The organism is Mesorhizobium sp. M7D.F.Ca.US.004.03.1.1, assembly GCF_003998635.1.
In the GTDB taxonomy this organism is placed as follows: Bacteria; Pseudomonadota; Alphaproteobacteria; order Rhizobiales; family Rhizobiaceae; genus Mesorhizobium; species Mesorhizobium loti.
In genome coordinates, this window is the sequence record NZ_RZQG01000125.1 from 1 (window position 1) to 10250 (window position 10250).

Below are 10250 nucleotides of genomic sequence, written 5' to 3' on the forward strand. Positions count from 1 at the left end.
CCCTCAGCCTGCGGCAGCGTATTCTTCACGCGGGCCTTTACCCGCGGTCCGAGCGCCTCCATGAACTTGGGGAAGCGGTTCGCGTCGGTCTCAACAAAGGAGCGGTCCAGCACCGACTTTGACGCTTCCTTGGTCTGCGAAGCACCGGAAAGGTCGGCCATCACACCCATGACGAACGGCAGTTCGATCGTCGTCGGGCTACCGTAGGTTTCCACATCGTAGGCGATCTGCACCCGCGGCGCGCGGTTTCGTTCGATGACCTTCGCTTTGCTTTCGGCTGGCATGTGTTATTACCTTTCATCCTTCTGAGCCGTCTTCTTGGCATCGGGAACACCGGCAAGGAGTCGGAATTCCTTCAGACCCGACGGGGCGAGATCTTCCATCAGTTCAACGAAATCCATATGCACCATCCGGCGCACACGCCGCGCCAGGTGCGGTATTGGGCTCGACGGTTCGGTGCGGTCATAGAAGGCGACGACGAGGTCGAGGCATTTCACCACGTCGTCGCGTGAGGAAATCCGGTCGGGAAGTCCCGTGCTCGAGTCCGTGTAGCTTGCCGCACTTGCCATAGTATCGGCTCCATGACCGTTTCGAGCAGGCGTTGCCGGTTCTGCCGGCGTGAGCGGCTTGGCCGCGCCATTCGCCACGGCGCCGGCTTTCGAATTTCGTTCGAGGGTCGTCAGCAGACGCTGCAGAAACCGTTTCAATTCCGGAACAGGAGCAGCACCACCCTCGAGCCGCGCGTTGAGAGCGGTCTCGACCGCATCAAGGGCCGCGATCGCTGCCCTTGCGTCGGCGACGAGCAAGACCATCTCTGCGTTGGCTTGATCCATCTGTGCCGCACATCCGGCACGCACCCGGTTCAACAATTGTCCGTGCGCACTGACCAGTGCGGCCTTTTCTGCCGCATTCAATCCCGAGGCGGCTTCCTGGAGCATGACACGGTCGTCGAGCGCACCCTTTTCCAAATCCTTGCCCTGAATCGGGCCGATTGCACGCGGCGCAAAGAACGTCATTTGCCGCAGGTTCGCCAACAACCCCTCCTGACCATTCTGGAGGTCGAGCAGCGCGTTGATACGGCGCAAGGCGGCATCGCGTGGCGAAGCGTTGGGCCGCAGTGCCGGATGCATGGTTTCCCAATGCTGGTCGAAGGTCTGCGCAATGAGTGTCAGCCCCTGCGCGAGCCCGGCCAGTCCTTCTTCATTGGCCAGCGCGCGCGTGACGACGACGAGCAGGCGCAGGTCCCGGCCATGCGCGCGCAATTCCTCCGCCTTGGCCAGAACCGCAGGCCAGTCGACCGGAATGGTGCTTTGCGAGGCGGGTTTGTTTTGGCCGTCGTGGACGACCTTGATCTCGGGTTCCGTCAGGCGCTCCAGCTCATGAAAAGCCGGGTCGTTGCGCAAATCCTCCCCTGACGGATTTTCACCGTCGAGCGGAGCAAGCCAGAGTGCGACATCAATCACACCAACCCCCAGCGATCGGCCCTCAAACCGTACGTGACCCTACGGTATCACACGGTTGTACTTTACCACAATTCAAGCACTGCTCAAAAAATTAACGAAAGCTGACCAGGCCGCGTCTTGGGTGCCGAAACCCTTGGCCAGATTGCCGACCCTGTATGTGAAATGCATTACACGGAGGCGGACAATTCCGTGGTTGTTTGCATCCGATGGTGCGGCACTCTCCACAATTGGAAGGGGCGCTGTCCACCACGCGCTTTGTCAAGTGACGGCTTATGTGGCAGGTTATCGACTGGCAGATTGCAGGAGCACGTTCGATGGAACAGCGCCGGTCATCGCAGACCTTCAAACGCAAGGAACTGGTCGGCAAGCTCAATCCTGTGGGTGTCCGCGCCTTCAAGGCTGCCGCCGACACCGCCAAACTGCGCGGCAATCCTTACGTCGAACTCGTCCACTTCATCGAGCAACTGGTGCTTTCCGACCGTTCGGATGTGCAAATGATAATCGCCGATGCGGGCGTGGATGCGAGCCGGCTCACGGCCGATATGACCCGCGCCGTCGACAAGTTGCCTTACGGCGCAACGTCGATCGAGGAATTTTCCGACCATATCTTCCACGCCATCCAGGAAGCCTGGAACCTGGCAACGCTTGAGTTCGGCGTCGAGGAAGTCCGCAGCGCCCATATTCTCCTCGCCTGCCTGAAGACGCCGGTGCTGGAAGGCCTGCTGTCGAAGATCAGCGGCGAGTTCGACAAGATCGACGCCGCCGCGGTCATCGCGCGGTTCGCCGATGTGATGGAGGGCTCACTCGAAGCCGGCGCGGGCATAGCGGTTCCGGCAGCCGAAACGCCGAAGCGGGCTCCGGGCGGGGATTCGGCGCTGGCGAAATACGCCACCGACCTGACCCAGCGCGCCCGGGACGGCAAGATCGATCCGGTCGTCGGCCGCGATCCGGAGATCAGGCAAATCGTCGATATCCTGATGCGACGCCGGCAAAACAACCCGATCCTGACCGGTGAGGCCGGGGTCGGCAAGACCGCGGTCGTCGAGGGCTTTGCCTTGCGCATTGCTGCGGATGACGTGCCGCCCACACTGCAGGGCGTCAGTGTGCGCATGCTCGATGTCGGATTGATGCAGGCGGGAGCAAGCGTAAAGGGCGAGTTCGAAAAACGGCTGAAGGCGGTCATCGATGAGGTACAGTCTTCCGAAACGCCGGTCATCCTGTTCATCGATGAGGCCCACACCTTGATTGGCGCAGGCGGCGCGGCTGGAACCGGCGACGCGGCCAATCTGCTGAAGCCGGCGCTGGCGCGCGGCGAACTTCGCACCATCGCGGCAACGACCTGGGCCGAGTACAAGCAGCACATCGAGAAAGATCCGGCGCTGACCCGCCGCTTCCAGGTGGTCAAGATCGACGAGCCATCGGAAGCGGTGGCCGTTCTCATGTTGCGGGGTGTGGCCGGCGTTCTGGAGCAGCACCACAAGGTGCAGATCCTGGATGAGGCGATCGAGGCGGCGGTCGGCCTCTCGCATCGCTACATCCCGGCGCGGCAACTGCCTGACAAGGCAGTGAGCCTTCTCGACACCGCCTGCGCCCGTGTCGCCATATCGCAGCACGCCACGCCGGCCGAAGTCGAAGATATCATGCGTCGCCGCCAGGCGCTGGAGGTCGAGCGCGGCATTATCGGTCGCGAGGCTGCGATCGGCATCGAGGTGAACGACCGGCAGGCACGGGTCGACTCCGGGTTAGCCGAAACCGAAGTCACGCTGGCCGCCGCGCAGGAGCGTTGGGACCGGGAAAAGGCGCTTGTTGCCGAAATACTCGAATTGCGCGCTAGGCTACGCGGCGAAGGTGTCCCGCTCGATGCGGTGGAGACGCCGGAGACCAATGGCGAAACGGCAGGCGTGGGCGCGGCTGAGACTCAGCCACCCAAGAGCGAAACGCCCAAGACCAAACCGCCCAAGACCAAAACCAAGACGGCCAAGATCGACCTGGAGACACCGGCGGCGGCCGATGCCCCTCCACCCGATCCAGCCGCCGATCTCGCCCGGTTGCGCGAACTGATGGCCGAGCTGGCCGAGGCACAAGGCGAGACGCCGCTGATCCTGCCGTCGGTCGACCGCAACGCCGTGGCGGCGGTCGTTCAGGACTGGACCGGCATCCCGACGGGGCGGATGCTGTCGAGCCAGACCGAAAAGGCGCTGCGGCTGGCCAGCACTCTGTCCGAACGCGTGGTCGGCCAGGACCACGCCATGGAGATGATCGCCAGGCGTGTGCAGACCAGCCGCGCCGGGCTCGGTGCGCCGGAAAAGCCGGTGGGCGTGTTCCTGCTTTGCGGCCCCTCGGGCGTCGGCAAGACCGAAACCGCATTGGCCCTGGCCGAGACGCTCTACGGCGGCGAGCAGAACCTGATCTCGATCAACATGTCCGAGTTCCAGGAGGCGCACACGGTCTCTACCTTGAAGGGGGCGCCGCCCGGATATGTCGGCTACGGCAAGGGCGGCATCCTGACCGAGGCGGTCCGTCGCAAGCCTTATTCGGTGATCCTGCTCGACGAGGTCGAGAAGGCGCATCCTGACGTGCACGAGATCTTCTTCCAAGTCTTCGACAAGGGGATGATGGACGACAGCGAGGGCCGGCGCATCGATTTCAAGAACACGCTGATCCTGCTCACCTCGAATGTCGGCTCCGAAGTCATCATGGATCGGACCAGAAATGGCACGCTGCGGGCAGGGCTCGACGATCTGGACACCGCGCTGCGCAGCCCGTTGCTGAAGGTCTTCCCCGCGGCCTTCCTCGGCCGGGTGGTGACCATTCCTTATTACCCGCTCTCGGATTCGATGATCGAAGCGATCACCCGCCACCAGTTTGCCAAGATCGCTCGGCGGCTGCGTGCGACCAACGACGCGGAATTGGTGATCGGCGATGGCGTCATGGACTTGGTCAAGGCCCGCTGCACCGAGATCGAATCCGGCGGACGGATGATCGATGCGATCCTGACCAACACGCTTCTGCCGGAATTGAGCCGCGGCGTGCTGAACCGGTCGCTCGAGGGCGAAAAGATGACGAAGGTGACGGTCGGCGCCTCCAAGGAGGGCTTCACCTATTCCTTCGAGTAGCTTCAGGCGAATGTTGATGAAGCATCGGCAACCGAGGCTTGCCAGGGTGCGCAGCGTCTTCTTGCCTCCCAGCCCGAGGCGCACTGCCCAGGAGGTGGACTTCTCGGCGAACCAAGCCGATCTACGGCGCTAGTCGGCCGATTTTAACGATCTAGGTGGGATATTTCGGCGGAAAAAAATTGAACAAAATCAGTTAGTTTTGCGATATATCGACGCTGAAGATGTCAGATATCGGCTGGCATCAATATCATTGTCGCACATATTGACGTTAAATTAACAGCGAGATATGGTTCGTTTGATCCGCAAGGTACCACTGCTTTTGTATCACCGTTGCTCGTCGACCGTCGCTATGTCTGTCACCCTTGCCCCAGCCTGCAGGATTGCCTTGCAGTGCGCATCGCCAGTTGTTGAAAGAGGCGGTGACCATGCCCAGTCTGCTCGGAATCGATAACGGTCTCACAGTCACCAAGGCGGTGATCTTCGATGCCGATGGCACGCAGTTGTCCGTGGCGCGTCGACGGGTTCCGCAGTCGATGCCCTATGCGCGCTGGGTGGAGCGCGACATGGCCGGCCTCTGGCAAGCGACCGCCGACGCAATCAAGGAGGCGATCGCCCTGTCCGGCCGCCTGGCAGGCGACATCAGAGCGGTGGCGGCAACCGCGCATGGCGACGGTCTCTATTTGCTCGACAAGGATCGTCGGCCGGTAGGCCCCGGGATTCTTTCGCTCGACAGCCGCGCCGGCGAGATTGTCGAACGATGGTCGGCGGACCGGGTCTTCGAAGACGCGTTGGCGCGCACCGGCCAGGCGCCGCATGTCTCGGCGCCATCGGCGCTGCTGGCCTGGATCAGGAAGAACCAACCCGACCGCTATGGGCGCATCGGGCATATACTGGCCTGCAAGGACTGGCTGCGCTTTTGCCTGTCGGGCACGATCGGCACCGACCGTACCGAGGCCAGCACCTCATTCACGGATTTCCGCACGCAAGCCTTCGCGCCGGACGCGATGCGCATCTTCGGACTGGACGATCTTTTCGATGCGCTGCCGCTGATGGCGCACTCTGCCGAGATCGTCGGGCATGTCACTGCCGAAGCCGCCGAAATGACCGGCCTTCGCAAGGGAACACCGGTGGCGTGCGGACTGCATGACGTGACCGCCTCGGCGCTTGGCATGGGCGGTCACGAGGAGGGCGTGCTTGCCATCGTCGCCGGGACCTATTCCATCAACGAAGTCGTCTCCACGGAACCACGCGTCGATCCGCGTTGGCTTTGCCGCAACGCCATCGACGCTGGCCGCTGGAACAACATGGCGATCTCGCCCGCCTCGACCGCAAACTACGACTGGTTTCTCGACACGTTCTGCCGCTCGGAGCAGGACAAGACAGGTGCCGATGGAGGCTCCATTCACAACTTGCTGGCGGCGGAGATCGACGCGGCGCTGAAGAAGTCCTCAACCATCCTGTTTCACCCCTATCTGTTCGGCTCCCCCTTTGGCGATGTCGCCAGCGGCAGCTTTGTCGGCCTGCATGGCTGGCACAATCGCGGCGATATGCTGAAGGCGGTTCTGGAGGGCATTGCTTTCAATCATCGCACCCATGTCGAAGCCTTGCGCGAGGGCTTTGCTATCAGCGAAATCCGCCTGACCGGCGGCGGCTCGCGCAATCCGGCCTTCGTCCAGATGTTTGCCGATGTGCTGAACGCCCCGGTCATCGTCACCTCGACCGACGAGGCCGCGGCCTTTGGCGCTGCCCTTTGCGCGGGTGCCGCGGTCGGCATCTTCGCGACGCCGCAACAGGGCGCCAGGCAGGTCGGCATGACGGCGCGCCAATACGAGCCTGTGCCGGCCTCAAGTGCTGTGTTCAACGAGCGCTTTTCCCTCTATGGCCGCATAGCCGGTGCGCTCGAACCGCATTGGCCGGAGATCGAGAAGCTGGCGCGGCAAGACACTGGGGGAGGCGCATGATCAAGGCCGACGAACGACGCGAAGAGATCGCCGACTATGTGATCAAGCTCGGCCAGGTGCGCATCGACGATCTCGTCGAGCATTTCGGCGTATCGCGCATGACCATCCACCGGCACATCGACCGGCTGGCGCAGCAGGGCGTGCTGCGCAAGCTGCACGGTGCCGTGACGGTTCAGCCTTCCGGTCTCTACGAAAGCGCCTTCCGCTACCGGGTGACGGTCAACCGGGCCGAGAAGGATGCGCTGGCGCGGGCAGCACTCGACTATGTCGAAGCCGGCCAGGTGGTGATGCTGGACGATTCCTCGACGGCAAACGCCGTCGCGACATTGCTGCTCGACGTCAAGCCGCTGACCGTCATCACCAACTCCGTGGCGACGGCGTCGCTGCTGACCAATGTCGACGAACTCGACTTCATCTGTCTCGGCGGCCAGTACCACAACACCTACAACGCCTATATCGGCATCGTTTGCGAGAACGCCGTGGCGCAGCTGCGCGCCAATGTGCTGATCTGTTCGGCTTCGGCCATCACCGGAACCACGGCCTTCATCCAGGACCCCAACGTTGTGCGGGTCAAGCAGGCGATGATGGCGGCGTCGGTCAAGCGCATCCTTCTGATTGACCATGCCAAGTTCGACAGGATCGCACTGCATGTCTTCGACGATCTGACCAGCTTCGACGTCGTGCTGGCGACCGAAGGCCTGGGCGATGCGCGGGCGCAAGCCCTCGAGCGGGCCGGCGTAAAGCTGCGCATCGTCAAGACGAAAGTGCCATGAGCCCAGCCGAAGAAACACATACGGAAAATCCCGCCGGGCGTTTGGCTGCCATGGCCGGGACCGGCGAGGTCGACGTCGTCATTCTTGGCGCCGGCATCAACGGAGCAGGGCTGTTTCGCGACCTATGCGCGCAAGGCGTCAGCTGCCTGATCGTCGACAAGGCGGATTTCGGCTCCGGCACCAGTGCCGCGCCATCGCGGCTCATTCATGGTGGCTTGAAATATCTAGAAACCGGTGAGTTCGGGCTGGTGGCGCAGTCGACGCTCGAACGCAATTTGCTTTTGAAGAACGCGCCGCATTATGTCAGCCCGCTGCCGACCATCATCCCGATCTTTTCCTGGAGCAAGGGCATGCTGGCGGCGCTGCGGACGCTGTTCGGCTCGACCAGCGCACCGCGCAGCCGCGGTGCCATCCTGATCAAGATCGGCTTGATGATCTATGATTTCTATGGCTCGCGAAACCAGGTCATGCCGCGCCACCGCATGGTCGGGCGGCGCCATGCGCTTAGCGAGATGCCGGCGCTCAACCCCTCGATCGTCGCCACCGGCACCTATTACGACGCCAAGATAAGCCACCCCGAAAGGCTGGTGCTCGAACTGATCCTCGATGGGCTGCAGGCAAACCCGGCCTCGGCCAGCGCGAACTACACGACGCTGGTGAAGTCCGCCAATGGCGTGCTGACCTTCCAGCCGGAAAACGGCGCGACCTTTTCGGTGCGTCCGAAGCTGGTGGTCAATGCCGCCGGTCCGTGGATCGACGATGTCAACGATCTGCTTGGCGCGCCGTCGAAGATGATCGGCGGCACCAAGGGCTCGCACATCCTGCTGAAGCATGACGAACTGGTCAAAAGCCTGGCCGGGCGCATGCTGTATTTCGAAGCCGATGACGGCCGTATCTGCCTTGTCTACGACTATCTCGGCCTGGCGCTGGTCGGCTCCACCGACATCAAGGCCGACAATCCCGACGAGGTGCGCTGCGAGCCTGACGAAGTCGAATACCTGCTCGACAGCGTACGGACGCTGCTGCCGGGGATGGCGTTCGAGCACGACCAGATCGTCTATGCCTATAGCGGCATCAGGCCGCTGCCGGCCTCGGATGTATCGCTGCCCGGGTTAATCAGCCGTGACCACTCGGCGCCGGTCGCCGAGCCGGACCGGAACAGACCCTTCGCGGTCATCTCGCTGGTCGGCGGCAAATGGACGACCTTTCGCGGCTTCGCCGAGGAAGTCGCCGACACCGTGCTCGATCGCCTGCAGCGCAGCCGCAAGGTGACGACGCAAGCCATGCCGATCGGCGGCGGCAAGGATTTTCCGGCCAATGCCGCAGCGCGAGCAAATTGGCTGGCTCTGGTGCACTCGGAGACGGGCGCTGAGGAACGGCGTCTCGATGAACTGTTGTCGCGATATGGCACCAGAGCCACGCAAATCGCCACGCATGGGTCGGGTGATGAGGGTCGGCTGCCGGATTCAGAGAGCTACAGCCGGTCGGAAATTGACTACATCGTCCGCAACGAGTTCGTCGAACATCTGGCCGATATCGTCATGCGCCGCAGCACCCTGGCGATATCAGGTTCGCTGACAGGCCGGGACCTGCAGGAGATTGCCGCGATTGCCGGACGGGCGCTGGGCTGGAGCGCTGGGCGCTTCGCAGAGGAAGTCGAGGCCGCAATCGTGGAGCTCGAGGGCCGGAACCTGATGCGGCTGGGGTGATCACCCCGTCGCCGATGCTCTTCCCAAGGCAATCCGATCGGTTTGCCCATGGATGCGCCGCATCCGCAAATCGCCCAACTCACAGACGGGTTGGGATTTTGCTGCTATCGAATATTATTCATTAAAAACAAATAGTTGATGAAAAATAGGATAGCCAATGGCTGTGCAATACTGCTGGTCTCGGCAGGAAATAACACAGATTGACGTTAAATTAACATCATCATATGATCGAATAACATGCTTGCCTCCTAATAGGTCGATGTTGCCTGCCGAAACGCTGGCAGACCGGCGTTTTGGGAAGGGGCGAGAGCTGTGAATTCCCCGCGGGCGTATGCACCAAATCCGGCGAGGGATTGACAGCGATGCAGGGATGTGAAAATTTTTGCACACAAAGATAATAATATCATCTCAGGGAGGAGATGGCTTGAAATCCGGCGGAACCGCTAACCGCGACCATGAATCCAGCCTCGCCACGCGCGCGGCCTGGCTTCACTATGCCGGGGGTCTCACGCAGGCCCAGGTGGCCAAGCGGCTCGGCCTGACCAGCCTCAAGGCGCATCGGCTCATCACCCGGGCTACCCAGGACGGCCTTGTCAGGGTGATCATCGACGGCGACGTCGGCGAATGCATCGACCTCGAGCAGCAGCTGATCGATGCTTACGGGCTCGATTACTGCGAGGTCGTTCCTGATCTCGATCAGGACGAATTGCCGTTGAAGGCGCTTGGCATCGCCGGCGCGCAGTTTCTGAAGCGCGAGATCGATCGCGGCGAGGATATGCTGATCGGCGTCGGCCACGGCCGCACCCTAGCGGCAAGCGTCGAATATCTGACGCGCACTGCCGCCGCCCATATCCGTTTCGTCTCGCTGCTTGGCGGTGTGACGCGCAAATTCGCAGCCAACCCGCACGACGTCATGCATCGACTGGCCGAGCGGACCGGCGCGCAGGCCTATGTGATGCCCGTGCCCTTCGTCGCCAACACCGCCGAGGACCGTGAGGTGCTGCTTGGCCAGCGCGGCATCAGCGATGTCTTCGACCTCGCAGGCCGGTCCGACCTGATGTTCGTCGGCATAGGCACCGCCGAGCGGGAAGCCTCGCTGGTGGCTACCGGCATGATCGAACATTCCGAAATCGATGAGGTCAAACGCGATGGCGGCGTCGGCGAGCTGCTCGCCCACTTCTTCGACGACAAGGGACGCCCGGTGGAAACGGCGCTGTCGGAAAGAATC

Annotated in this window: 7 protein-coding genes; 5 read left to right on the top strand and 2 right to left on the bottom strand. The window is 62.3% G+C overall.

Going from position 1 to position 10250, the window contains the following annotated elements:
* Together tssB and tssA are read right to left on the bottom strand one after the other, a co-directional pair.
* A partial coding sequence (tssB, locus tag EN935_RS10250) for a type VI secretion system contractile sheath small subunit (protein ID WP_127373301.1) occupies positions 1-284 on the bottom strand: 284 nt, incomplete at its 3' end.
* 6 nt (positions 285-290) lie between these two features.
* A complete protein-coding gene (tssA, locus tag EN935_RS10255; RefSeq protein WP_109661620.1) occupies positions 291-1463 on the bottom strand; it encodes a type VI secretion system protein TssA in 1173 nt (390 codons plus the stop codon).
* A 314-nt stretch (positions 1464-1777) separates the two neighbouring features.
* On the opposite strand from tssA, the gene tssH reads away from it, so the two are divergent.
* From tssH to EN935_RS10280, 5 genes are all read left to right on the top strand, one after another.
* The gene (gene tssH, locus EN935_RS10260) at positions 1778-4579 is read left to right on the top strand and encodes a type VI secretion system ATPase TssH (RefSeq protein WP_127262633.1); all 2802 of its coding nucleotides are present in this window, start codon (positions 1778-1780) and stop codon (positions 4577-4579) included.
* Between the two features lie 425 nt (positions 4580-5004).
* Entirely contained in the window at positions 5005-6540 is a 1536-nt protein-coding gene (locus EN935_RS10265; protein ID WP_127262634.1) for an FGGY-family carbohydrate kinase, read from the top strand.
* Entirely contained in the window at positions 6537-7313 is a 777-nt protein-coding gene (locus EN935_RS10270) for a DeoR/GlpR family DNA-binding transcription regulator (protein WP_127262635.1), read from the top strand. The genes EN935_RS10265 and EN935_RS10270 overlap by 4 nt, the downstream gene beginning before the upstream one ends.
* A 50-nt stretch (positions 7314-7363) precedes the next feature.
* The gene (locus tag EN935_RS10275) at positions 7364-9022 is read left to right on the top strand and encodes a glycerol-3-phosphate dehydrogenase/oxidase (RefSeq protein WP_164757553.1); all 1659 of its coding nucleotides are present in this window, start codon (positions 7364-7366) and stop codon (positions 9020-9022) included.
* Positions 9023-9446: 424 nt separating this feature from the next.
* Positions 9447-10250 (top strand): sugar-binding transcriptional regulator (locus tag EN935_RS10280; protein ID WP_164771069.1); only part of this gene is annotated, 804 nt, incomplete at its 3' end.